Origin of the sequence: Hymenobacter sp. GOD-10R (assembly GCF_035609205.1) — a bacterium.
Taxonomy (GTDB): Bacteria; Bacteroidota; Bacteroidia; order Cytophagales; family Hymenobacteraceae; genus Hymenobacter.
This window is the reverse complement of record NZ_CP141184.1, coordinates 813,074-838,440: the sequence shown is the minus strand read 5'-3', so window position 1 is coordinate 838,440 and position 25,367 is coordinate 813,074. Positions and strand designations below refer to the sequence as shown.

Annotated in this window: 17 protein-coding genes; 8 read left to right on the top strand and 9 right to left on the bottom strand. The window is 55.1% G+C overall.

Features of this window, described 5'->3' with window-relative positions:
• Positions 1–41: 41 nt before the first annotated feature.
• Positions 42–689 (bottom strand): hypothetical protein, encoded by a 648-nt coding sequence (locus tag SD425_RS03440; RefSeq protein WP_324675438.1) that lies wholly within the window; start codon positions 687–689, stop codon positions 42–44.
• A gap of 329 nt (positions 690–1,018) precedes the next feature.
• Complete coding sequence (locus tag SD425_RS03435) at positions 1,019–2,704, bottom strand: amidase (protein ID WP_324675436.1); 1,686 nt, start codon at positions 2,702–2,704, stop codon at positions 1,019–1,021.
• A gap of 126 nt (positions 2,705–2,830) precedes the next feature.
• Between SD425_RS03435 and SD425_RS03430 the strand changes: the two genes are divergently transcribed.
• Positions 2,831–4,225 (top strand): PQQ-dependent sugar dehydrogenase, encoded by a 1,395-nt coding sequence (locus SD425_RS03430; RefSeq protein WP_324675434.1) that lies wholly within the window; start codon positions 2,831–2,833, stop codon positions 4,223–4,225.
• Positions 4,226–4,302: 77 nt separating this feature from the next.
• Here the strand turns inward: SD425_RS03430 and SD425_RS03425 are convergent, their stop codons facing one another.
• Positions 4,303–5,310: a cation diffusion facilitator family transporter gene (locus SD425_RS03425; protein ID WP_324675431.1), complete on the bottom strand. Its 1,008-nt coding sequence runs from the start codon at positions 5,308–5,310 to the stop codon at positions 4,303–4,305.
• A gap of 158 nt (positions 5,311–5,468) precedes the next feature.
• On the opposite strand from SD425_RS03425, the gene SD425_RS03420 reads away from it, so the two are divergent.
• The 3 genes from SD425_RS03420 (at position 5,469) to SD425_RS03410 (ending at position 10,354) form a co-directional block, all read left to right on the top strand.
• Entirely contained in the window at positions 5,469–6,836 is a 1,368-nt protein-coding gene (locus SD425_RS03420; RefSeq protein WP_324675428.1) for an Nramp family divalent metal transporter, read from the top strand.
• A 92-nt stretch (positions 6,837–6,928) separates the two neighbouring features.
• Positions 6,929–9,421, top strand: a complete 2,493-nt coding sequence (locus SD425_RS03415; RefSeq protein ID WP_324675425.1) for a TonB-dependent receptor — start codon at positions 6,929–6,931, stop codon at positions 9,419–9,421.
• A 63-nt stretch (positions 9,422–9,484) separates the two neighbouring features.
• A complete protein-coding gene (locus SD425_RS03410; RefSeq protein WP_324675423.1) occupies positions 9,485–10,354 on the top strand; it encodes a transporter in 870 nt (289 codons plus the stop codon).
• A 141-nt stretch (positions 10,355–10,495) separates the two neighbouring features.
• Here the strand turns inward: SD425_RS03410 and SD425_RS03405 are convergent, their stop codons facing one another.
• From SD425_RS03405 to SD425_RS03390, 4 genes are all read right to left on the bottom strand, one after another.
• The gene (locus SD425_RS03405) at positions 10,496–10,891 is read right to left on the bottom strand and encodes an SPW repeat domain-containing protein (protein ID WP_324675421.1); all 396 of its coding nucleotides are present in this window, start codon (positions 10,889–10,891) and stop codon (positions 10,496–10,498) included.
• A gap of 146 nt (positions 10,892–11,037) precedes the next feature.
• Positions 11,038–12,249, bottom strand: coding sequence for a DUF1501 domain-containing protein (locus SD425_RS03400; RefSeq protein WP_324675419.1), 1,212 nt, complete (start codon positions 12,247–12,249; stop codon positions 11,038–11,040).
• A gap of 135 nt (positions 12,250–12,384) precedes the next feature.
• The gene (locus SD425_RS03395) at positions 12,385–13,956 is read right to left on the bottom strand and encodes a DUF1800 domain-containing protein (protein WP_324675417.1); all 1,572 of its coding nucleotides are present in this window, start codon (positions 13,954–13,956) and stop codon (positions 12,385–12,387) included.
• 146 nt (positions 13,957–14,102) lie between these two features.
• Positions 14,103–16,709, bottom strand: a complete 2,607-nt coding sequence (locus SD425_RS03390; RefSeq protein ID WP_324675415.1) for a lamin tail domain-containing protein — start codon at positions 16,707–16,709, stop codon at positions 14,103–14,105.
• Between the two features lie 250 nt (positions 16,710–16,959).
• On the opposite strand from SD425_RS03390, the gene SD425_RS03385 reads away from it, so the two are divergent.
• The 4 genes from SD425_RS03385 to SD425_RS03370 all read left to right on the top strand — a co-directional run bounded on the left by SD425_RS03385 (position 16,960) and on the right by SD425_RS03370 (position 23,807).
• Positions 16,960–17,979 carry an aspartate-semialdehyde dehydrogenase gene (locus tag SD425_RS03385; RefSeq protein ID WP_324675413.1) on the top strand — a complete coding sequence of 340 codons (1,020 nt, stop codon included), beginning with the start codon at positions 16,960–16,962 and terminating at the stop codon, positions 17,977–17,979.
• A 185-nt stretch (positions 17,980–18,164) separates the two neighbouring features.
• Positions 18,165–19,313 (top strand): TonB family protein, encoded by a 1,149-nt coding sequence (locus SD425_RS03380; RefSeq protein ID WP_324675410.1) that lies wholly within the window; start codon positions 18,165–18,167, stop codon positions 19,311–19,313.
• A gap of 271 nt (positions 19,314–19,584) precedes the next feature.
• The gene (locus tag SD425_RS03375) at positions 19,585–21,735 is read left to right on the top strand and encodes a M48 family metallopeptidase (RefSeq protein WP_324675408.1); all 2,151 of its coding nucleotides are present in this window, start codon (positions 19,585–19,587) and stop codon (positions 21,733–21,735) included.
• A 485-nt stretch (positions 21,736–22,220) separates the two neighbouring features.
• A complete protein-coding gene (locus SD425_RS03370) occupies positions 22,221–23,807 on the top strand; it encodes a PQQ-dependent sugar dehydrogenase (protein ID WP_324675406.1) in 1,587 nt (528 codons plus the stop codon).
• 70 nt (positions 23,808–23,877) lie between these two features.
• Here SD425_RS03370 and SD425_RS03365 read toward each other — a convergent pair whose 3' ends face one another.
• Both SD425_RS03365 and SD425_RS03360 read right to left on the bottom strand, forming a co-directional pair.
• The gene (locus SD425_RS03365; RefSeq protein ID WP_324675404.1) at positions 23,878–24,636 is read right to left on the bottom strand and encodes an alpha/beta hydrolase; all 759 of its coding nucleotides are present in this window, start codon (positions 24,634–24,636) and stop codon (positions 23,878–23,880) included.
• A gap of 105 nt (positions 24,637–24,741) precedes the next feature.
• Positions 24,742–25,275 carry a YceI family protein gene (locus SD425_RS03360; RefSeq protein WP_324675402.1) on the bottom strand — a complete coding sequence of 178 codons (534 nt, stop codon included), beginning with the start codon at positions 25,273–25,275 and terminating at the stop codon, positions 24,742–24,744.
• Between the last annotated feature and the right edge of the window lie 92 nt (positions 25,276–25,367).

Here is a 25,367-nt window from a genome sequence, read left to right as displayed (position 1 = left end):
AAGACTCTGCCCCTACTTAGGTGTTGCAACTACCCGTGCTTTTATAATCCGTCCTTGTCCCAGGCGTGCAGCTCAGCTTGCAAGTTGCGGCGCGCAGCAGCTTCCAGCCGGCTGCGAAAGGTTTCCGTCTGGTATAGCTGCGCGGTACTGAGCATCTTTTCCAGCACCTTGCGCCGGCCGCGCCGGTACATGAAGTCGGGTACCAAACGGTATTCCTGGCGCACTTGGCGAGCGTACTGCCAATAATCAGCTTCCGGGGCACCTAAGATTTGTAGGTCGGCGTCGAGGAAATAGAGCAAGTCGACGTCGGCGGCGGGCTGGGGCTGGGTGTGGTCTTTGGTACGCTCAATTAAGTAAGCCACCCGGTTGCAGCGCTCAGCCGACAGCGTGGTTTTGGAGAGAAACTCTTTCGCTAAAGCCGCACTGCGTGCCTCGTTGTCGTCGCGCAAGGAGCTATATACCGCATCGTGAAACCAGATAGCTAGCTTCACCACTTCTGGATCATGCAATGCCAACCCCGAGCGCTCTAGCGAATCAAGCAGGTTGCGGATATGATTTAGGGTGTGGTAATGCCGATCCGACGCGCAATAGGCTTCCGAGAGCTGATGAAAGGTAGCATTGCGCAGCGCCACATCAGTGGTGAGCGGTGCGGTCAGCCGATTCCAACGAGTAGCGAGAGTAGTATTCAAGTCGGATTACCGTTAAAAATGGATACCTGATAATGATAGAATGTAGCGACTGCCACCAGAAGCTCTTAGCTAGCCGCCGGAGTCCTATAATGATTAGACATTCTACTCTCCAAAAAACGGTCCGGTGTTGCTGAAAACGCGAAATCAAGTTGCGTTTCTAGCTCATACGCGTCGTATGGGGCTAGCAATTGAGACTGTTTAGGAGATCATCAGGCTGCTGCACAGGGTAAAAAGAAACCATTGCACCACGCAGCAACTAGGTTAGGTAAGCAAGGGCAGGGAGAGGCTTGTGTAAATAAACGCATGTTCCACAAGCCTCTGCTACAAACTTAGAAATTGAGCGCAGGATGTTTCTGATCGAAATCGGTGGCATCCTGGTAGGCTTTGGCCAAGGCCAGCAACTTTCCCTCCTCATACAGCTGGCCCATGAAGGTGATAGTCGTGGGCAAGCCCTGCGCCGTGAAGCCGTTCGGCAAAGCCACGGCTGGGTGACCGGTGAGGTTGGTAAGCACCAAGTTAGTGCCCACGAAGGATGGCGACACGTACGCATCCAGCCCCTTCAACTGAGTATCCATTTGCTCAATTAGTAAGCTCCGCACGCGTTGGGCCTGAATGTACTCCACTGCCGGAATGAAGCGCGACGAGCGGAACGTGTTAGGCCAGGCAAAGCGGTTCTGCAGCACCATTTGCTGGTCACGGCCCGAACGGGTTAAGTCGTCGAAAGCAGCGGCTCCTTCAGCAGTCAGCACGAAACGGAGGCTAGCGGGCGGAATAGTTGGCAGCGTAATGGGCACAAGCTCCACTCCTAGCTTGTGCAACACTTCCAGCACAGCTTGATCGTTGGCCTTGGTTGGGTAGTCTTGGTCGAAGCTAGCCTTCACGTAGCCCACCTTCAGCTTCTTCACGTCGGCATCGAAGGCGTAGCGAAACGTGTTGGAGGCTAGCATCGTAGCTGGGTCGCGTGGGTCGGGGCCAGCCGCAGTGAGGGCGGCGAGCACCAGCGCACAATCTTCTGCTGAGCGGGCTAGCGGGCCGGCTTTGTCCATGCTCCAACTCAAGGCCATGGCATTGGCCCGACTTACGCGCCCGTAGGTTGGGCGCAAGCCCGTAACACCGCACGCCGTGCTCGGGCTGACGATAGAACCTAGGGTTTCGGTGCCAATGGCAAACGGCAACAACCCCGCCGCCACCGCCGAAGCCGACCCGGCTGACGAGCCGCTCGACCCCTTCGTGACATCCCAGGGCGTGCGGGTTTTGCCGCCAAACCACACGTCGCCTTGGGCTAGCTCCCCGAGGGTTAGCTTAGCCACGAGCACCGCGCCCGCCGCCCGCAATCGCTCAACTACGGCGGCATCTTCGTCGAGGGTTTGCTCTTTATAGGGCACCGAGCCCCAAGTAGTTTTGTAACCTTTGGCCCTGAATAAGTCTTTTACCCCGAACGGCACGCCGTGCAGCGCCCCCCGATATTTCCCTGCCTTAATTTCCTGATCGGCTTGGCGGGCTTGCTGCAAGGCTAGGTCTTCGGTGAGGGTGATGACGCAGTGTAGCTGCGGATCATATTTCTTGAGGCGTGCCAAGAAGAACGTCGTTAGCTCCTCGGAGGTAATCTGCTTGGTGCGCAACAGCTCGCCGAGCTGGCGGACGGTGTAAAAAGCTAGGGCGTCGCGGTTGGAGGGCAGCTTTATTTTACCAGCGGCCGGCAGCTTACCCACGTCCGATTTGGTGGTGACCAGCATGGCTTGCCGCAAACGTAATGGCCGAGGGTCGAATACGAGGCTAGGGGCAACGCTGTTGGGCAAGCTGATGCCGCGGAGCGTCTGGTAACTCTCGCGGTACGAGGTAAGGTTGCGCCGGGTCGAGTCGAGTTGGGCCTCAGTAAAGCTCAGGCCGAATAGCTCTTGGGCCGCTCGCGCCATCGGCATCGTGATTTCGGGCAAGGCGGCGGGGCGCGGTATCAGCGCGCCTGCGCCAAAGGAGACTAAGCCAACCGTGAGTAGTGGTAAAATTCTTTTCATTAAAAAGAGGGGAAAGTGGCTTTAACAAAGCTAACCTAGCTGCGGAAGTGAGCAAGTTTATTTGATTAAAGCTTTCTTCGGCGGCTTTTCGTATAGACATTATCCATTCATCCTTAACTAGTTACCATGAAAAAATTTGTTACATATATTCTCGGAATTATGCTACTGTCGAGTAGCGTTTTGGCCCAGACTACGACCTTTCCGGTGGGCAGCACCACCGTTTCCGTAACGCCCCTAGCCTCCAACTTGATGGTGCCTTGGGAGCTGATTTGGGGGCCTGATGACTTTATCTGGATGACGGAGCGTGGAGGGCGTATTAGCCGCGTCAACCCGACGACCGGAGAAGTGCTGCCACTCATCACCGTGTCCGATGTAGTGACTAGCAGCGAAGGTGGCCTGCTCGGTATGGTGCTGCACCCTGATTTTGCCACTTCGCCCTACGTCTACATCGTTTATAACTACAACGATGGCAGCTATAAGGAAAAGCTCGTTCGCTACACCTACTCCGCCACGGGTACCGGCTCGTTGAGCAATCCGCTGGTCTTGCTCGGCGACATACCTGCAACCAGCACGCACGCGGGTTCGCGCCTGCTTATCCTCCCCGACCGCACCCTGCTCATGACCACCGGCGATGCCCAACAACGCCCCGAAGCGCAGAACACCACGGCCCTTATCGGGAAGGTGCTCCGCCTTAACCTAGATGGCACCATTCCGACCGACAACCCCGTGGCCGTCAACCGCATGTATAGCTATGGTCACCGCAACCCGCAGGGCCTTATACGCGCCGCTAACGGCAAAATTTACAGCAGTGAACACGGCCAGGATGCCGAAGACGAGCTAAACCTCATTGAGCCTAATCGCAACTATGGCTGGCCAACGGTGGAGGGCAATTGCAACCTCCCCGATGAGCAGGCTTTCTGCACGGCCAACAACGTGCGCGCACCGCTGTACAGTTGGGCGCCAACAGTGGGCGTGGCTGGTCTAGCCTATTATAATCATCCGGCTATTCCGGAGTGGAGCAACACGCTGCTAGCTGTAGCTCTGAAAGGTGGGCGCATGACCCAACTGCCCCTGAAGGCTAACGGCGATGCGGTGGGCACCGCAGCTAGCTACTTGTCAGGCTTCGGTCGGTTGCGAGCCATTTGTGTGTCGCCGCAGGGCAAGATTTACGTGGGCACCAGCAACCGCGACGGTCGTGGCACCCCCGCCGCCACCGACGACCGCATCTTGGTGCTGGAAAACCGCGCTTATGTGCTAGCCAACAAGAGCCCACGCAATGCAGCCTTTCACCTGTGGCCTAACCCTGCCCAACACGCCGTGACGCTCCACCTACCTAGCTCCCCCAGCGGCACTGCCACCGCTACGGTGCACGACGCCCTAGGCCGGACCGTACGCACCGCTGCGTTTACTCCCGGCCAAAATGACCTGCAAGTGAGCTTAGCCGGACTACAAGCCGGCGTGTACGTAGTGCGTGCCATCAGTGGCCCCGAGCAGTTCACCCAGCGCTTAGTAGTGAATTAGAGCTTCCTGCTAAATAAAGAACGCCATGCTGCGCGAGTCGCAGCATGGCGTTCTTTATTTAGAGCGCTACCTAGCTTTTACTGCTTCTCCTCCAGCTCCGGCGTCAGATGGTGGCGCTCGTTTTTAACGGCGTTGCCGAGCGTCCAAGTCACTTCCTGCGCGAAGGGATGCTGGCGTACGGGGCAATTGGGCATATGGCAGAGAGAGCAAGCTGCAAATGTGCACGGGTCAGCATGCACAAACATTTCCACTTCCACATCGAAGCGCTGACGAATGAGGTGCTCGATCTTATTGAGTTCGGTGTGCGTTTCTTCTAGGCTGAAGTAATAGGGCATTTGGATGTGGCAGTCGATGTGCAGGTCGGCGCCGTAGCGGAGCACGCGCAGGTTGTGCACGTCAATCCAGGCGGGCTGGCGGTAGCGCTGCAACTCCGCAATAACATCGCGCACCACCGTAGCATCTGCCTCGTCCATGAGCGCCGATACGGAGCGCCGCACCATGCGGTAGCCATTCACGACAATGAAAATACCTAGGCCCAGAGCAGCGCCAGCATCGAAGAGCACATTGCCGGTAACAGCGACCAGTACCAGCGCCACGCACGATATCAGCGTGCTCAGCGCATCAAGGTACAGATGCTGCCCGTCGCCAACCAGCGCCACCGAACTAAGCCGTTTGCCGGAGCGAATCAGCATAAAACCGGTACCTAGGTTTACCAGGGCTGTGAAGCCGAGCAGCGCCATGCCCCAGTCGGGCCGAGCTACGGCGTGCGGGTGGAGCAGCGCCAAAGTAGCGCTGTAGAAGATGTACACGCCCGCAATCAGGATCAGGGCCCCTTCGAAGCCAACGGACAGGTACTCGATTTTGCCGTGGCCGTACGGATGGTTTTCGTCCTTGGGCTGCCCGGCTAGGTAGAGGCTATACAGCGCAAAGCCGCTCGTAAATACGTTGATGATTGACTCAAGCGCATCAGTCAGAACGGCTTGTGATGCTGTCAGGTAATAGGCATAAAATTTTATGCCCACCAACCCTATGCTCACTAAGAGCGATATAAGACCGAACTGACTTTTGGTTTTGGCGATGTTCATGTGCTAGGAACCCAGAATGGGGGGACAAAAATCCGGTAAAAAACTTACTTCCCGGCTTTTCGAAACATTTAGAAGAAAAATGTTGTATTTAAGTGGGCTTAAAAAATAATTTAGGCCTTTCTAAAATTTCCTTTGTGAAGTCATCTTATCCGAACGATATGCCGCCAGTAGTACAGAATGCACCTGTAGTGCCTCCTCCTCCGGCCGAAACAGGATGGCGACGTGCTCGGCAAGCACCTTCCTTGGGTGAAGTATTTGCCAGCATCAAGGTTCCGGGCGCCGATGCTCCATTTTGGCGTAAGTTCTTAGCGTTTTGGGGACCCGGTTTGATGGTAGCCGTTGGCTACATGGACCCCGGCAACTGGGCCACCGACATTGCGGGCGGGGCGCGCTACGGCTATACGCTATTATCCGTCATTCTGATTTCCAATCTTTTCGCCATGCTCTTGCAGCACCTAGCCGCCAAGCTAGGTATTGTGACGGGCCGTGACCTAGCGCAAGCCTGCCGCGACCATTACTCCAAGCCCACGGCGATGATGCTGTGGGTGCTCTGCGAAATAGCCATTGCCGCCTGCGACCTGGCCGAGGTCATTGGTTCAGCCATTGCCCTGAATCTGCTTTTTGGGCTGCCGCTGCCCTGGGGCGTAGGACTGACGATTCTGGATGTGTTCCTGGTTTTGCTGTTCCAAAGCAAGGGCTTCCGCCTGATAGAAAGCATTATAGCCGGTCTTATCTTCCTGATTTTCGGGTGCTTCCTTTACGAGATTATCGTATCGCACCCCGACTACTTTGGCATTCTGCAAGGACTGGTACCGCAGAAGCAGGTGGTTACGAACCCAGGCATGCTCTACATCGCCATTGGTATTTTGGGTGCTACCGTAATGCCGCACAACCTGTACTTGCACTCCAGCATCGTGCAGACGCGGGCCATCGAGCAAACGGAACCCGGCAAGCGTATGGCCATCAAGTTTGCCACCATCGACTCGACGGTGGCCTTGTTCTTAGCGTTTTTTGTGAACGGTGCCATCCTAGTCACGGCGGCCGCAGCCTTCCACCGCAACGGCATGCACGATGTAGCCGACATTTCGGATGCTCATAAGCTCCTAGCTCCGGTGCTAGGTGCCGGTGCAGCCAGTGCGGTGTTTGCTATAGCCCTGCTAGCTTCTGGTCAGAACTCTACCCTGACGGGCACCCTAGCCGGACAGATCGTAATGGAGGGATTCCTAAATCTCCACTTAAAGCCTTGGGTTCGTCGCCTCATCACGCGCGGCATTGCGGTAGTACCGGCCTTCATCGTGACCCTGATGTACGGGGAAAAAGGCACGAGTGAGTTGCTGGTTCTTAGTCAAGTTATTCTGTCGCTTCAACTCAGCTTTGCGGTGGTGCCGCTGGTGCTATTTACGGGTGACCGGGCCAAAATGGGCGTATTCGCCAACCGCCCTGTGGTACAGCTTACCGCTTGGGTTGTGTCAGGTATCATCATCGTGCTAAACGTGTACTTGTTGTTTCAGACGTTCTTCGCGTAGTCACTTTGAACCGCTGCCAGCCTTGGCAGCGGTTTTCTTTTGCCTTTTGATTTAGGTCGATCTAAATTAATTTTTAAGCCAATCTCAAGCACATGAGCGCTTTTTCTACGTACTGGCGAATTCTGATTAGCTTCTTGCTTCTCAGCATCTTCGGGCAATTAGCACAAGCGCAGCACGGCGCCATTTGGGGCCGCGTAACGGCGGAAGGACAGGCATTGGAGTTTGTGAGCGTGGTGCTCGTGGGCACTGCTGTAGGCGCTACCACGGATAAAGGAGGCCACTACCAGCTAGCTTCCGTAGCGCCGGGCAAGCACGAGGTTGTTTTTTCTTTTCTGGGCTACGATGCCCAACGCTTGCCAGTGGAAATAGCCGCCGGGCAAGCAGTGGAGGTAAATGTGGTGCTCAAGCCTACTACCTCGAAGCTAGGAGAAGTAGTGGTAACGGGCGTGTCGCGCACTACCGAAATCCGCCGCAGCCCCGTCCCGATTGCCGTGCTTGGCAAGCGCGAGATGAACCTAAACCTCAGCACCAACCTCATCGACGCAGCAGTGCGTGGAGTGCCAGGCCTCACGGCCGTGACGACCGGGCCAAACATCTCGAAGCCCTTCATTCGGGGGCTAGGCTATAATCGGGTACTCACCTTATACAATGGCTTGCGCCAAGAGGGACAGCAGTGGGGAGATGAGCACGGCATTGAGGTCGACCAGTACGACATTGAGCGCATCGAAGTAGTGAAAGGTCCCGCCAGCCTCATGTACGGCTCCGATGCCGTGGCCGGGGTTATCAATATGCTGCCGGCTCACCCAAGCGGCCCAGTAGGCAAACTCCGCGGTGATATTATCAGCGAGTACCACTCCAACAATGGCCTGATTGGCACGTCCCTAGGTCTCTCCTATCGGCAGCCGGCGTGGCAATACGCTTTCCGTGTCTCGCAAAAAACGGCGGCTAACTACCAGAATAGCATCGATGGCCGCGTGTACGGCACGGCTTTCCGGGAGCTGAACCTCTCGGGTATGGTGGGCGTGGACAAAGCGTGGGGCTACTCGCATTGGTACGCCACCGCTTACCACAACCAGCAGGAAATCCCCGATGGCAGCCGCGACTCGCTCAGCCGGCGCTTCACCAAGCAGGTGTTCGAAGCGAACCTAGATGACATCAAGAACCGGCCGCTCGTAACAGACGACGGGTTGCGCTCCTACTCCATCGGGACCCTGCACCAACTCATTAAGCACTACCGGCTGTTCAACCGCAGCCAGGTGAAGCTAGGTCAGCATGAGCTTAGTTTGTTACTGGGGGCGCAGCAGAACTTCCGCTACGAATTCAACCATCCCACGGCGCCCAAGCAGGCAGGCCTGGCCGTGGCGCTTACGACCTACAACTATGACCTGCGCGACAACTTACCCACTTGGCAGGGCGTGGAAACGACCGTCGGGGTAAACGGTATGGCTCAGCTAAACCGCAACCGCGACGCCACCGACTTTCCCATTCCTGATTACGGCTTGTTCGACCTAGGTTCTTACGTGTTCCTGAAAAAGTCTTTCGGGAAGCTCGACCTTTCGGGTGGGGCCCGCTACGATGCGCGCCGCCTCACCTGGGATGATTTTTACGTCGTTCCTAACCCCGCTACGGGCTTCGACCAACGCGTTTCGGCGCAGAAAGCAGCGGGCGCTGAGCCTCAGTTTCTGGCGCTGAATAAATGGTTTCGGGGTGTATCGGGGAGCTTAGGGGCAACCTATAGCCTATCGGAGCGGCTGCTGGTGAAGGCCAACGTGGCGCGGGGCTACCGGGCGCCTAATATCACTGAAGTAGGCTCCAACGGCCTCGACCCCGGCGCGCACATCGTGTACCTCGGCAACCGCAGCTTTCAGCCTGAGTTTTCCTTGCAGCAAGACCTAGGTCTGCTGGCCTACCTGCCCGACCTGGACGCCAGCGTGGAGGTGTTCCATAACAACATCCAGAACTATATCTACCAAGCTAAGCTCTACGATGCCAGCGGCCAACCGGTAGTAATCGTGCCAGGCAACACGACGTATCAGTACCAGCAAGCCGCTGCCCGGCTCTATGGCCTGGAGGCTAGCCTGAAGCTGCATCCGCGCGCTATCAAGTGGCTCCTTTTCGATAATAGCCTCGCCTTTGTAAATGGGCTCAACCAAAACCAGCCGCTACGGGAGCAGCACGGTCGCGCCGCCCGCTACTTGCCTTTTATGCCGCCGTTGCGCACCCGCTCTGAGCTTCGAGCCACGTTAGCCAAACCTGCTCGTTGGCTAGCTCAAACCTACGTGCATGTGGGAGTGGAAGCGGTAGCAACTCAAAATCGATTTTACGCCGTCGACAATACTGAAACGGCTACGCCAGGCTATGCCCTCTGGAGCCTAGGTGCAGGCACAAGCTTCGTGACCAACCAGGCCAAACCGTGGCTGCAACTCTTTGTCCAGTTGGACAATGTGTTCGACAAAGCCTATCAATCAAACCTGAATCGTCTCAAGTATTTCGAGTACTACGCAGCCTCGCCGACCGGTCGATTAGGCATCTACAACATGGGGCGCAACCTCAGCGTGAAAGTCGTTGTGCCTTTTGGGGGTTAGCCCAACAGCATCTTAGTACGCCAGACCTCGTATGAGGCTACTCTCTCCTTTTCCCCTCATGCAATGGCAAAATCGTACACTCGCTTACTAGTAGCGGCTCAGATACTGCTGGCCGCGACGGGCGCCGCGCACGCCCAAGTTCTCAACGACACTATTCCGGTCGACAAGCACCAGTACAAGCTCTTCAACCCGACGCCGCGCAAATACATGCGTCCCTTGGTGCCCGACCGCCCCGGCATCACCGACAGCCCTTACACGGTTGATGCCGGGCACTTTCAACTGGAAGACGACGGCTTTAGGCTAATTAATGGCCGCCAACGGGGCAGCCGCGAACGGGAGTTTTATGTAAACCATATGCTCCTGAAGCTAGGTCTCACCGACAAAACGGATGTACAGCTGCAAGTCGAGTCGTACATCGTTGATAAGCAATGGGAAGACCCGGGCAACGATTCGCCGCTCCGTCAGGCGGGTTTCGGGGATCTTACGCTGCGCGTGAAGCGCAACATCGTTGGCGACGACAACAAACCATTCGCGCTGGCAGTGCTCGGGCTGGTACGCATGCCCACCGGCCACAATGTGGGCGAAGGCGGTACGGAGCTTGGGCTCTCTGTTCCAATGGTTTATAAGCTACCGCACAACTGGAATGTAGGCGGCCAGGTAGCTGGCGTATGGAGCTACGACCGCGAAACATCTTCACACTACACGCAACTCACCCCGACCTTCACCATCGACCGAGAGTTTGCTAAATGGCTCGAAGGCTTTGTGGAGCTGGTAGGCTATTGGGATATGCGTGGGTCGGCGTGGCGCACTTCCATCAACCTAGGCCCGCAGTTCGACATCGGCGACAACCTGCAGCTTGATTTCGGCACCCACATTGCCCTCGACCGCCAAACTGACCACGAGTACTTTATTGGCTTCAGCTTCCGGCGGTAGCTGGTTTGCCGCATTAAGAACTAGAATTGCTTCTTAGCAGTCACTCTTACATTACAGCAACTTCTAGCTAAACGAAAAGGCCGATGTGGTATGTACCACATCGGCCTTTTCGTTTAGCTAGAAACTATAAATAACTAAGCTCTAGTGGTTATGATCGGTCATAAGCGAACCGCGAGCATGAGTTTGCGTTTGAGCATGCCAATCGGTAATCATCCATACTAACAGGAAGACAACACCCATGGCAACGAAGAAGTTACGGGCCACTGGGTTGGCATCAGCAAAGCCAAAGATCCAAGGCGAAGCCAGGATAATAGGACCACTAACTAGCTCGAAGCCGCCATGTATAGGGAACGGAATCATCTTGATGGCACCCATGGGGAAAGCGGTCAGCAACGTGACAACCAAATAGCCAGCTGCTAGTACATAACAAACCGTGGCGTACGTACCCGTGAAGCCGAAAATGGTGGGAGCTAGCGCAAAGATGGCAACCGTCGCGTAATCCATTACGCCGTGGGCTGATGGTGATAATATTTTCATCGTAAGAAGAGTTTTGGTTGGTTTGGTAAGGTTGTTTGTCTCCTCTTACGCACGCAGGAATTTATTGATATTGTTGAGCTAATAAAATACCCATATTCTGTAAGCCCTTATTTTACATAACTAATTGATTAACAGAATAAAATTTTTTATACAATTCCTGACAGCCTTTCAAATTCACTTCCTAGAATGGCTGTGTCATTAGCTCCAAGCCAGTCTCGCAGCACGGTTGCGTACACGCTCCGAAAGTCAAGTTGGTAACGTAAGTCACCCTGATCGAGGTTGGCTAGGTCCGGCGCCGCGTTAAGAATACCGGGCTTGCGTAAGGCTCCGCCGAGCAGCATCATGTTGTTGGCCGTGCCGTGGTCGGTGCCGTTGCTGGCGTTTTGTTGCACGCGCCGCCCAAATTCCGAGAACGTCATCACGAGCGTGCTATCGAACTGTCCGCTTTTCTGCAAGTCTTCCGTGAAGGCACCTAGTCCCTCCGCTAAGTCGCCAAGTAGCTTGCCCTGCTGCTCGTGTTGCCGCACGTGCGTATCGAAGCCCGAGAGTGACACATAGAACACCCGCGTCTCGATACCCGAATTAATAAGCTCGGCGGTCGTTTTCAGGTTGCGACCAAATTCCGTGTTGGGGTACGTCACGCTAGACTTATACACCTTCGAGGTCTGGTACAGATACTCCGCCGACGAGGAAGTTTCAGCCAGCGTCTTGTACAAGTAATCTAGCTCGGAGGACGCATTGCTGGGCGCTTGCTCGCCGCTCACCTGCGCGATGAAGTGGTTTTGGGTGATCTGGTGAAACTTCTCGGGGTTTTTTAGGGCCAAGCCTTTCCGCTGACCGCCTTTCATGGCTAAGCTCAGCGTGTCGTCTACTTCCACGCCAGTGTAGGGCACCTGGCACTCGGCACAGTTGGAGTCGAGGTAACGACCTAGCCAACCCGTTGTCACCACCTGATCGGCCGCCGAGCCGCTCTGCCAAATATCCATGGAGCGGAAGTGCGAGCGGTCGGGATTGGGATAACCCACGCTATTGAGCACGCCCATTCGCCCCTCGTCGTAGAGCGCCTTCAGCTTGGTCATGGCCGGGTTCAGGGCTAGGTCGTCGTTTAGGGTCAGCAGGCCGCTCTGCTCGCGCAGTGCTAGTGTAGGCCTAGCTTTGTAGTACAAATCGTTGCGGTAGGGCACGATGGTATTCAGCCCGTCGTTGCCGCCGCCCAGCTGAATGACCACGAGTCGCCGCCCATTGGAGTTGCCGAGCCGGGCCACGCCCTGCCGGTCCAACGCGTGCAGGAATTTCGGCACGAATAGCAGCGAGCTAGCCAGCACCGACGTTTTCAGGAAGTCGCGACGATTGGTCATGAGGTTGGTTTTTGGTGAGGTAATGTGCTGACGTAGCGCGAAGCTCCCGCTCCGTGCATCGTTGAACGACTTGCACCTAGGTTACCCAATGATCATCGTTCAACGACACGCGAAGCAGGAGCTTCGCGCTACATTCTACATCAACTGGTACTCGGGCAGCGCCAGTAGGCTCGTAATCATCGTTTTTAGGCGTGCTTCCACCGGAGCTTTGGCGGCGGTTTGCTGCACCAGTACTAGGTTTTCGGGCCGGATGGGCGCTTGCAGCAGAAACTCGCTTAGCTTCGCGGCTTGCTGATCTTCCGGAATCTTGGCTAGGAAAGCAGCTATCGGCTTCAGCTCCAAGTGCGTTTTTACCTGTTGTCGAAACGTACGGTCAGCCTTGGCAACCGACGGTAAAATGTCGTTTTCATCCTCTTTGAGCGCCACATTGAACTGCGCATTTTTGAACAGCACCTGCGGCAGTTGCAAGCGCAGCAGCAGCGACGAGCTATCGATCCAGTTGCGGCCACCCGGCCAGCCAGCTACGTTCGGCGGCTCGAAGAGCGTTTGACCTAATGCTTTTTCGTAGCCAATGAGCGGTTTGGGGTCTTCCATCTGCACCCCTAGAGTGCGCTTGATGCCCGCCAGCAGCTCAATGGGCGACTTGATACGGTTGCCTACATTGGCCGCCTCATAGAACCAATCAGCCGAGAACATTTGCTCTAGCAAGGCGCTGATGTCGTAATGACTTTTGTAGAACGCTTGCGCCAGCGGCTGAATATGGGCCGGGCTAGGGGTGTCATTCACAAAAAAGCGGTAGAGCTTGGTGGTAATAAACTCCGCCGTTTTGGGCTGCTCCAGCAGAATCGTCAGAATGTCTTCCCCGCTAAAGTTGCCGGTGCGACCTATGAAGGTTTTTGAGCCCGTATCGTGCTGCTTTTCCCGAAAAATGAATTGGTGCTGCTCATCCGACGACCACCCCGTGAAAGCACGAGCCGCTTCTTTCACATCGTGCTCGGTGTAGTTGCCGCGCCCGATGGTAAACAGCTCCATCACCTCGCGGGCGAAGTTTTCGTTGGGGTGCTGCTTGCGGTTTTGCTGGTTGTTGAGAAACTGCAACATGGCGGGCTCTTTCGACACGGCCAGCAACAAGTCGCCAAAATTGCCGAGGGCGAGCTGCCGAATGGTATTGTTGAGCTGCAATGCCGTAACCGGCTGCCGCACGCGGCACGCAAAATGACCATGCCAGAAGAAGGTCATTTTCTCTCGCAGCTGCGCCAGCGAGTTGGCCATGCGCTCCATCCAACCAAGGTTCATCTGGTAAAAAGCGTCACGGATGCCCTCGTTTTCCATCTTCCGCTGCTGAGGCGTGAGCTGACTACGGCGCAGCAGCATCGGCCGCCCAGGAGTTGAGCCCGCCAACAATGCCCTAGGGGCTAGGCCAGCTACGGTCGCCGATGTGTTGGCAGAAGTAGCCATTTGATCAGGCGTGGTTGTCATGCCGGTCACCCGCGAATCCATCACCGGAGCAGGGGCTGAGCCCGCCACAAAGGGCGGCTTGATTTCCGTGTAGCGCATCAATGGACTGTCCAGCGGCTCGAACTTTTCCGACTCGCGCAACAGCTTGCGCAATGCCTTGCGCGGCGACATGTCGGCGTCCACGTCTTCGGGCCGCGGGCCGAAACCGGCGCGCCAATACAAGTGCTGAATTCGCTTTTGGGTGGTCATAGGCAGCATACTTTAAACCAGCTCTGCCGTTGGACGCTACTGACGGCTAATGGTTTAATCTGCAGGAACGCGCTACGGCATGTTCGGCCCATAATGACGCTCAACTACTTGCAAACGATAGGACCAGCATGCGCCAAGGCGTATTTCTACAACCTAGCCCCCAGCACCACGGTGCGCTTGTATTCGTACTTCAGGCTAGTGCTTGGCTGCAACAACTCAATGTAAAATACATAATAGCCGATGGGTGCTTTGCGGCCCTGGTCGCTTAGTCCATCCCACGGTAAAAAGCCGCTCACCGCTAGTGTTTCGTTGCGTACCAGGTGGCGCGTAGGGCGACTCTGTGCATCGTACACCGTAACACTGGCTACGTAGCCGCCCTGGTTGAGCGTGTAGTTGATGGTTGTCAGGTCGTGCTGTCCGTCGCCGTCGGGCGTGAAGACTTCGGGGTCTATGCGGAAGAACTTGTCACCGCCGGGGTCTTGCTGATACTGCGAATTGGGACGGCCGGGCGTGGCGTAGCCAACGACGCTGGCGGCCGAGTGGAAGTTACTGGCGAGGCTAGGCCCTTCGGGCCGAACGCGCTCCAATGACACGCCGTTCAGGTCATCTAGCAAAGCTAGGTGCTGGCTTTTGTTGTACGTATAGCGGTCCAGCGTCTGGCTGGTGGCATCCAGCACAATCACCGTTCCGGCGTCATCGGGCAGCGACGGAAAGTTATTCATAGCCAGAAATGCCGCCGCGTCATGCGTAGGATACTGGCTCTGCACCACATCGGGACGCGTGGTGAGCACCACAAGCTGCCCCGGCGCCAACACGTACGGCTCGGAGCTAATATCCATTACATCTGTGCCCGTAACGGTTTCGCTGCTTAGCCGCCAACCGTGCACGTCAAGATATTGGGCGGAGCGGTTAAGCAGCTCCACGAAATCCACTCCGCCAGTTCGCGGATTGAACAGTACTTCGTTAATAACAATATCGCCTGGCGCAGGCGTGCCTGGCAGTGCAAAAGCCGCGGAAGTTGCCGGACCGGCAGCATTGCCCACGCAGTCGGTGATGCGCTGCGCCGTCACAGTGGTAGGTTTATTCACAGCCAAAGGCGCGGCTAACGTCAGATCAACCATCCGGAAATCCGGACCAACGGGCGCAGCGCGGGTTATAGCAGCGGCCGGCGCTAAAGTGTACAGTGCCGGATTAGCCACCGTTGTGCTATCTAGCTTTTCCGCGAAGAACAGCCGCACCGTTGTGGGAGTCAGTGCCAAAGCCCGCAGCAGCGCAGGCGGCGTAAGGTCGGGTTTCGTGGCTTTCGTAGAATTAACACGACTAGGTGTACCGCCGCTGGCATCGGTGCTCGCCGTCCAGTTGTCGATGCCAGCACACGGGTTGGCTAGGTCCACCATTTCCAAAGCCCAACCACCATCTTTCTTGCGGTTGTCTTTGTACCACGTGTCCGAGTAGTTTACTTCAAACAGCGTTTGGCCAGCGCGGCTGCGCAGCAGGAGCTGGTCACCACTGTTGCTGAGGCTCGGAAAATTGGTGAGCCCAAACACTTTCCCGAAGCTGGCAAATTGCGTAGCACGCGTGCTGCCGCATACCACAGCATACTCGCCAGGCAGCAACGTAGCGCCAGCTGGAAACACGGCCGCCGTGGTGCTGCCTGCTTTTTGCAGCCGCACACCACCTAAGTCCAACAACGTACCGGACGTCGGATTATGGATTTCTAAATACTCGGAGGCTGGCAGCCCTACCACCGGCGTCTCGTCAGCCATAATTTCAGTGATGAGCACCTGATTGACGCCGGGCGCCACCGGAAAGCCTTTGTTCACGCAGCTCACGGCAAGCGGCCCTGCGGCCGTGTTACCATATAGGTCAGCCACGTTGCGTGCTTCCAAGATGTTGTTGCCCAAAGGCAAATCGGCACCCAGAGCTAGGTGCACAGTGGCTGGATCGGAGGCGTCACGCTGGGCGGTGAGCACGGGTGGCGCACCTGCACCCGTGAGGCGGTAACTCACGGCGCTCGGCGCTGCATCTACAAGTTCATTGTACACCACGTCGAGCTGCCGCGCCGTGACGGGCGTAGCACTGACTAAAACCGGCGGTGTGGCATCCGTCACCCGAAAATCGTCGAAGTAAAAGCTGCGGTTATTGGCCGCTGAGTACGTCAGCAGTACGCCGAAGTAGTTGCTACGCTGATGGGTAGCGTCGGTGGCAGTGCCTTCGCTCACGTAGCTCGTGCCCGCGCCCGTGAGGTCGCGCTCCAGCTTCCACACGTTTTGCGGCGAGCGAGTTACGCGCACCCGCACCACGTTGTTGGTCGAGGAAGCTAGGGTGCCATCGAGCCCGTTCACCACGTACACGGGGCTGCCGGTGGCATCTTTGCGAAACAGCGCCACCTCGTCGAGTGTGCCGCCGAGGCGTACGAAGTAGCCTTTGGTGCCGGTAGTTTTTAGGTCAGCTTGGTCGGCCATGAGCCATACATCGGCGTAGTTGCCGCTGGAGGTAGCTAGCTTCAGATTAGCGTAAAATTCCCACGTGGTACCCGTGGCGGCTTGGCAGGGCGTGGTGAGTTGGAGCGTAGTGCCTGTGGTGGCGGGGCCGTTGCTTTGGAGTTGAAGCTGGGTATTTACCTGAAAGCTAGTTGCATCACCGGTCCAAGTAGGATTCTGGGTAAGGTTACCATCAGCAAAGGAATCGGTGAGTTGCGCGGCGGCGGGGAAGGATAATAATGAGAATAGACTTAGAAATAATTTTCTCATAGAATAAGCAGTAACGGGGTCTGCCACATTCTAAAACCGCGCCATCGTAGGAGCGCGCCAGGGTGCGTTCGTCGTTGCGTGTTGTCGTCAGAACGACTCAGACCTAGCCCAACAAATGCGCCCGGCTACCGAATGCGCTATGGCGCATTCCTGCCGCGGTGAAATAATCATTCAGTATCAATATGTTCGTTCTCTTATCTTTGTCCTAGAACCACGTTCCACGCGTGGCTTTCAAACCCTTATTTCACTCATGAAAGTAGCCGTAGTAGGTGCCACCGGCTTGGTCGGCGGCGAAATGCTGAAAGTGCTGGCCGAACGGAATTTCCCGGTCAGCGAGTTATTACCCGTGGCCTCCGAGAAATCGGTAGGACAGGAAATCGAGTTCCTCGGCAAGAAATACAAGGTTGTAAGCATGGACGACGCTATTGCGGCCCGTCCGGACGTAGCCATTTTCTCGGCCGGTGGCTCGGTCTCGAAAGAGCAAGCCCCTCGCTTCGCAGAAGTGGGCACCGTGGTAATCGACAATTCGTCCGCTTGGCGCATGGACCCCACCAAAAAGCTTGTGGTGCCCGAAATCAACGCCAAAGAGCTGACTCCCGAAGATAAAATCATCGCGAACCCCAACTGCTCGACCATTCAGATGGTGCTGGCCCTGCATAAACTGCACGAGGCTTACCAGATCAAGCGCGTGGTGGTGAGCACCTACCAGAGCGTAACGGGCACCGGCAAAAAAGCCGTGGACCAACTCATGGCTGAGCGCGCCGGTAACTTCGACGGCCCGCGCGCCTACGCCCATCCCATTGACCTGAACGTGCTGCCCCACATCGACGTGTTCGGTGAGAACGGCTACACCAAGGAGGAGATGAAGATGGTGAACGAGACCAAGAAAATCATGAGTGACGAATCGATCCGGGTAACGGCTACCACCGTGCGCATCCCCGTAATGGGCGGCCACTCGGAAGCTGTGAACGTGGAGTTCGCCAAAGATTTTGACCTAGCCGAAGTACGCAGCTTGCTCGAACAAACGGAAGGCATCGAAGTAGTTGACGACCCGGCCAACAACGTATACCCCATGCCGAAAGACGCCCACGGCAAAGACGCCGTGCTAGTAGGCCGCCTGCGCCGCGACGAGTCGCAGCCAAACACCCTGAACATGTGGGTAGTGGCCGACAACTTGCGCAAAGGTGCCGCCACCAATGCCGTGCAGATTGCCGAGCACATGATCAAGCTAGGTCTGCTGAAAGAGAATACGGCTGAAGCTGCGGTTTAAGCTCCTGCTGATTGTTTAGAAAGAGCCTTCTGGTATAGCACCAGGAGGCTCTTTTTTGCTTTATACTTCCCCTTCTTTAGGTGCCATTATTATCCCCATAAAAAGCTAGGTATGTATTGTTTGGAAGTATTTACCTTGAACCCAAACTATTCAACAAGTCCTTATTCACTTCCCTACTATCACCCATGCAGAACGCTTATTGCCTCGCCATCGTCGGTGCGCTCCTCACCATTACGCCTAGCTTATTTGCTCAATCTACTTCCAATCCAGCCGCTACCACAACTACTTCGCCCGTTTATACCTATGTGGAGCAGATGCCCTCTTTTCGAGGCGGCGGAACGGACTCAGTAATAGCTTACATCCGACACAATACGCGGTACCCGGCTGAAGCGCTTCAGACCGGTGCAGTAGGCCGGGTGTTCGTGTCCTTTGTGGTAAACGCACAAGGGCAAGTAGAGCAAGCTCAGGTTTTGAAAGGGGTACATCCTGCTTTGGATCAAGAAGCTTTGCGGGTGATTTCTACCATGCCGGCTGCTTGGCAGCCGGGCAAAAAGCAGGGCCAGCCAGTGTCGGTTGCTCTCACGATGCCCATCAACTTTGCCATGCAGAGCCAGAGCAAGTTATTGGCTCCTTATGCTAACACCAACGCTGGCAGTGCTAAGTATCCAGGTGGCCCAGATGCCCTACTCGCCTACCTAGCTTCTGCACCGTATCCGGAAGCTGCGCGCGCAGCCCAAGCCGAAGGCCGTGTCTTTATTAAGTTTAAGCTTGATGCGACAGGTAAAGTAATAGAAGCTAGGCCACTCACAGCCTTTGAAGGCACCCAACAAGGCAAATCGAAGCCCCGAACTATCAACAAACAAGTAGGTAGCACCTTAGAACAAGCCGCTACGCAGTGGATCAGCGCTATGCCTGCTTGGACGCCTGTTAGTAAGAATGGAGCACCCGTTGCAAGCTCCGCTATCATTCTACCGGTCACATTTCGCCTCACTCCTTCTGCTAGCGCCGAGAAGGTTTATCCGTACGCCGATCAGATGCCTGTATTCAAGACGCTAACAGATCCGACAGATATTCTAACGAAACTGCAACGCGCGGCAAAGTACCCTCCTATGGCGCTGCGCAACAAGATGCAAGGCGACGTGTATGTTTACTTCGAAGTCAATGAAGCCGGCGCACTGGAGAAACCCGAGATAGTTAGTTCAGTTGGGCGCGAACTAGATGATGCTGTTCTGGCGGCTGTCAGAAGTCAGCACCCGGCCGTAGCACCAGCCAAGCAGGAAGGCAAACCTGTGAAGGTGTTCTATGTAGTGCCTCTTTCCTTTCACATCATGTAACAAGATAGTTCACCTATACAAAGGTGCCGCCACCAACGCCGTGCAGATTGCCGAGCACATGACCAAGCTAGGTCTGCTGAAAGAAGCAGCTCTTGCTTAAGTAAAAGCTCACTGTCTCTTTACTTTACCACAAGCCCCAATGATGTTGTCCATCATTGGGGCTTATGTTTTTAGTGGTTACTTCACAAGAAAAAGTAAACACCTGAACGTAAGACCAAATAAATATCTATTTTCCCTCATATTATCGACTAAAAATTTACCGTGTTCATTTATGACTTCAACGCTATACCCTCCTTCCCCTACAGTGCTGCCTGCTGGTTTTGACCGTCCTAACCTACGCTACAGGTGGATGATTGCGGCGATGATGACTAGTATCCTGCTCTTCATTTTGCTCTACCTAGCTTTGCTAGCCGCCGCCTCGTGGCTGGTGTATTTCACGCTAACAATGCGCCTGCCCACTTACACTATGTGGACGGCGCTTTTCCACCTAGGATGCGTAGTGGCAGCCGTCATGGTCGTCGTGTTCTTGGTGAAGTTCTTTTTCAAGGCAACTCACAAGGAGCGAGAAGGCCAGCTACGGCTCGCTCCTGAGGCACAGCCCGAGCTGTTTGCTTTTATTCAGCAGCTCTGTACCGAATCGGGAGCACCTATGCCGAAGAATATCTACATCGACGCCCAGGTCAGCGCTTCTGTGTCGTATGACAACACGCTGCGGAGCTTGTTTTTACCCACTCAGAAGAACCTGCTGATCGGCCTAGGTTTGGTGAATGGCCTGAACCTAACGGAGTTCAAGGCCGTGCTGGCTCACGAGTTTGGGCACTTTGCTCAGCGCACTATGCGGCTAGGCAGTTACGCGTACACGGCCAGCCGCATCATTCATGATATGGTATATGAGCGTGATGCCTGGGATGAAACCCTGAGCAAATGGCGCCAGTTGGATATTCGGGTTTCGCTCGTAGCGTGGCTGATGACCGCCGTGGTGTGGGCCATTCGGAAGGTGCTGGAGCTAGCTTTTCAAGGCATCCATCTAATTAACGCCTCACTGTCACGGGAGATGGAATTTGAAGCCGACCGCATGGCTGTGCGCATGGCGGGCTCCGATGCCATTTGCCAAGCGCTGTATCAGCTAGGGCCAGTGAGCACGGCTTTGCAACAAGCGATGGGGCAACTTAGCACCGCCTTGGAACATAAGTTAGCTACCAATGACCTGTTTTATCATCAAACCCTTTGCCTTCAGGAAAGCTTAGCAGAGCGCTTGACGAGCAGTTTACCTTCACCAGAAGGACCTAAGCGCCTCTTTAAGCCTGATGAAGTGCAAGTGGTAGAGATGTACGCGAGCCATCCGGCTGACTATCTGCGCGAGCAGCGTGCCCAAGCTCTGGGAGTACCAGGACCGGTAAATGAATGCTCGCCCTGGCTGCTCTTCAACAACCCCGACGAACTGCGCCAATCGATTACGCACATCATCTATTCTGGGGCAGATGCCCGGCTAGGCACTACGTTGCTGCCAGCTCAGGAAATAGAGGAGTTCTTAGCCGCCGAGCGACATGAATTAACCTATCACCCGCAGTATGCAGGTACCTACGACACGCGCCTGCTCACATTACTCGACCCTAGCACATTTGCTGAGCTGGCTGAAACGACGACGTTACCAGCTGATAACCTGTTAGAAGCTCACCAAGCTTTGTTTGGGCCTGAACTACAAGCGCGAACTGACGCCGCGAAAATCCGCCGTGCTGATTTGCAGCGGCTAGCACTTATCCAGGGAAAGCGCACGAAGGAATCTCACTTCACAGTGGCGGGCGTAACCTACAAAGCGGCGGAAGCGGCCTCGGTAACAGAACGTCTCACGCAAGAGAAGCAGCAACACACCGCTTGGTTAGCAACCTTCGACCGCCAAGTAGTGGCGCTACACTGGCACCTCTCTACCATCAATGCGCCGCAACGAGCCGCTTGGCTTGCTCGCTACCAAATACAGTATGTGATTCAACAGGCTTTGGAAACAGTCCTGCAGCTGCTGGCGGACATGCGTGAATCTATCCAAGAGATATTCAAAAAGGGCCAGTTAACGGAGCGCGAAGTGGGCACTTTCAACATCCTATTTAGGAAGCGTCTCGATAGTTTTGACGCGGCAATGCAACCGCTTCGGGTCACTGAGTTGCTGCCACTTGTGCATTTAGCGTCCTACAAGACTCTATATGACTTCGTTATGCACTCTTACGAAATGCCGCGAGTAGTACTGTTAAGCAACAACTCTCTTTCCGACTTTCTGGATGTACTGGACGGAAGTAGTGAACGGCTTCAACGTTTGTATTTCAAAAACCTAGGTGCTCTACTACGCCTTCAGGAAGAGCTAGTGGCTTCGGTAAAAAGCCAACCAAAGCTTGAACCAACAGCTGAACTGTCCTTAGTGAAAGACTAACTTCTTCTGGAGGCCGTGCAATAAGTATGCGTTACACCTACCTAGCTTTCGGCAAAGCGAAAAGGTGTTCCTATGCTTGATATCGAAAGCGTAGTGATGAATTCGATTCGTTATTGAAAGAGCATTCAGCTCAACAGAACTGCCCTCGTGCCAGCTAGGTACGAGGGCAGTTCTGCTTATCATTCGACTAACCTGTATGTCATCTACGACTGCGCCACTGGCTTATTAAAGCGGCCGCCTTTTCATCCTAGTACAGAAAAGTTAGGTTGCTCTCCTCAAGTTGCTCGCAGAACTCGTCTCAAGAAATAACATCTATTGCGTGTTCGGCGGCGAAGAAATGAATATGTAGTAGATCATTTTTTCAGTTGCTTTCACTCCAACGAGCAACTCTTTTTCTGTGCGTCATTGCTAGAGATAGTAGAGCTAGACTATTTTTTATAATTAGCGTAAGGCCATATTAACCAAACCTTTACTACCTATTGCTAATGAAAAAACTATCTACGCTCGTTGGGCTGCTCCTTCTATCTGGCCTAGGTCATGCCCAATCGTTTACCCGTTCCGAGCTGCCCACTTCCCTGACTACTCCTTGGGAAATGACGTACGGTCCCGACAATTACTTGTGGTTAACCGAGTCTGGCGGGCGGGTTTCGCGGGTAAACCCGACGACGGGTGAAAAGACCGTGGTGTATACTGCCCCCGACTACTTCGCTGGGTCGCCGCTGGAGCAGTCGCCGCTGTGTTTTCAACCCAATATTGGTGCTGGCACCCTAGGTTTGACGCTGCACCCCGATTTCCTGACCAGCGCGACTTCCTACGTGTACTTTGTCTACTCGTACAACAGCGGAACTGCCGCGGCCCCAGCCACGAAGTTTAAAATCGTACGACTGACCTGGAATGCTCCTAACAGCCGCGTAACGGCTAGCCAAGACCTCGTTCTAAACATGCCCACGGGCTACGACCACCTAGGTGGTCGGTTGTTGGCCGTTAAGCAGAACGGACTTCCTTACCTCTACTTCACCGTGGGCGACAACGGCGTGTCTGACACGAATAATCCTGATTGCTACGTACCCCAATCAAGCAATCCGAATAATTTGGCGCAAGATCCAGCCTATAAAAATGGCAAGGTGCACCGGTTCAACATCGACGGCACTATTCCGAGCGACAACCCTATTCCAGGTAATTCTTTCTTCACCCGGGGGCACCGCAACCCGCAAGGCCTGATCTACAATCCGGTGCAGAACGTGCTCTACGACACCGAGCATGGCGACCGTACGGATGATGAAATCAACGTGCTGGTGAAGGGTATGAACTACGGCTGGAAGAACGTCCGCGGGTATCATGGCGACGACAATTATCCCGGTGAAACTGCGTACATCAACGCCTACGTCCCCAACCCGCTCATTGCCAACGACCAGCTAAAACCAGCTATGTACGCGTGGTGCGCCGTGCCCCAACCCACCACACCCACGTCTGTCGACTGGTGCTCCGTGGCCCCCTCCGATGGCGCCTACTACAGCAGCAACGCTATTCCTGCCTGGACCAACAGCCTGCTAGTCGTCACGCTGAAGAATGGGTCAAATACCGATCAGGAGCTTTTCCAATTTAAGCTGAACCCTGATGGCGTAACCTTAGCGCCCGCCACGTCGGCTGACCCAAACCCCAAGCGCTTTTTCACCGCCGATCAGGAGCTCAATGGCCGCTTGCGCGACGTTGCTATATCGCCCGATGGCAACAAGATCTACTTGACCACCAACAACTTCGATCGGCCCGACAAAATCATCGTGTACACCTACGATCGGCCGCTTGCTAATACAGCAGCACGCTTACAACGTGAGATAGGACTGTATCCGAACCCGTCGGAGGGAAGTGTAACCCTGGATTTAACCCGCTTGCCGATTGGAAATTATGGAGTAGAACTGCTCAATGGCCTCGGCCAGTCAGTAGGGCAGCCGCAACAAGTTGCCAGCCAGCGCCCCCAGGTTCTGAACGTTGAGCAACTAGCGGCCGGTACGTACTGGGTGCGCGTGCATAACGAGAAAGCCCAAATGGTCGTGCCGTTGGTGCGCAACTAATAGGCTTCCCTGAATTTTAGCTTACTGAGTACAAGCGGTGACTGACCTAGGTAACGATATCCTAGGTCAGTTACTTTGCGAATACACTAGCCGCAAAGTCAAGCACGGCGCGTCGTGTTTCGGTGGGACGCTCCACGAAGCCTAGATGCCCTACGCTATCCAGAAATAACGCTGTACTCACCGGTGGCAGCGCCACTTGCGCTAAGGAAGTTTCGAGCGTCACGGCTAGGTCTTCTTTGCCCACGATGAACAGCACTGGAAATGTGGCTTTGCGCAGCACGTCGGTGCGGTCGGGCCGGTCGCGCATGGCTTGCATGCCGGCCAGCACACTGGCTTGGGGCGTGTTGATGCCCATTTCTTCCAATTGCTGGCGCTCGTTCATCATGGTTTGCTCGTTGGTGTTGGCAAAGAGCGGGCGGATGAAGGTGCTCATGAACTTTTCCACGCCATGCCGCTCCACGAAGCTGATGTTTTTGTCGCGGTTGGCTTTCTTGCTGTCGTCGTCGGGCAAGGCCGATGAGTGAAAGAGTACCAAGCCTGCTACTTGCGCCGGGTATTTTTCGGCAAACGCTAGGGCTGCATACCCACCCATCGAGTGCCCGACTAGTACCGCCTGCGAAGCGCCTACCCTCCCTAGCTCTTTCTTGATAAACTCACCAAGTGCCTCCATCGAGTAGTCATCGACTAGCGGAGCATCTGACGCGCCGTAGCCGGGAAAGTTAGGCGCTAAGATCTGGTAGTGCGCGGGGAAATCACGCGTGAAATCAGTCCATATTTCGCGGCTTTCGGCGAAGCCGTGCAAGAATACGAGGGTCGGTTGGGAAGGCATAAGCAAGTAGTTAGCAAGTGTACTAATACGCAGCGCTGGCTGGTTGGTCACAAAAAAAGCCATCCTTACGGATGGCTTTTCAGAAGCTAGGTTTCAGGACCTAGGTTATGCTTGCTTCGCGAACTGCACGCTAGCCACGAGCTTCACTTCGTCGCCTACTACCACAGAACCAGCGTCGGTTACACCGCTCCAGGTCAGGCCGTACTCTTTGCGGCTGATCTTGCCGGTCACATCAAAGCCAGCTTTGAAGTTGCCGTAGAAGTCGCTGGTAGCGCCACCAAACTCCACGTTCAGGGTTACGGGCTTCGTTACGCCGTGCAGGGTCAGGTTGCCAACGAGCTTGTACTCGTCGTCACCAGTTTTCGTCATCGAAGTCGACTCGAACGTGAGTTGCGTATACTGCGCTGCGTCGAAGAAATCGGCGCCTTTCAAGTGTTCGTCGCGGCCTTCTTGGCCCGTGTCGATGCTAGCGATGTCGGCAGAGAACCGCACTTTGGCGTTATCAAAGTCTTCGCCTTCCGTTTCTGCTTCACCCGTGAAGCTCTTGAACGAGCCCGTTACGGTCGAAATAACGAGGTGTTTTACTTTGAACTGAAGTTCGGAGTGCATGGGGTCAATGACCCATTTGGTAGTTGCCATGTCAGTGAAGAACTGAAATGATGAATATATAGTAGTTAATTATCTGGTAGCTGCCGGTTCGTCAAGTCTTGTCTTTGACTCTGACCTTGCAA